The organism is Paraburkholderia tropica (assembly GCF_914484835.1).
In the GTDB taxonomy this organism is placed as follows: Bacteria; Pseudomonadota; Gammaproteobacteria; order Burkholderiales; family Burkholderiaceae; genus Paraburkholderia; species Paraburkholderia tropica_A.
This window is the reverse complement of record NZ_CAJZAR010000118.1, coordinates 5,517-5,789: the sequence shown is the minus strand read 5'-3', so window position 1 is coordinate 5,789 and position 273 is coordinate 5,517. Positions and strand designations below refer to the sequence as shown.

Annotated in this window: 1 protein-coding gene; it reads left to right on the top strand. The window is 75.1% G+C overall.

Annotation, left to right across the window (positions count from 1 at the left end; all coding sequences use genetic code 11):
* A partial coding sequence (locus tag LDO54_RS39405; protein WP_436975785.1) for a M23 family metallopeptidase occupies positions 1-273 on the top strand: 273 nt, incomplete at both ends.

Sequence of the window (273 nt, the reverse complement as noted above, 5' to 3'; positions counted from 1 at the left end):
TGCGCGGAGGCCTCGGCGGCGCGCGCCAACGCGCACGCGGTGGCCGGCGAGGTCGACTGCATGAGCGCGACGCTGAGCGCGCTCGAACACGCCGTCGCGCTGCACGAGGTCGCGTTGCAGGCGTATCCGGGCCGCCGGCCGACCGACGGCGGGCGCATGGGCTCGCCGTTCGGCAATCGCATCGATCCGTTCACGAAGCGCCTGAGCTTCCATCCCGGCGTCGATCTCGTGGCGCCCACGGGCACGCCGATTCTCGCCGCCGCGGGCGGGCGC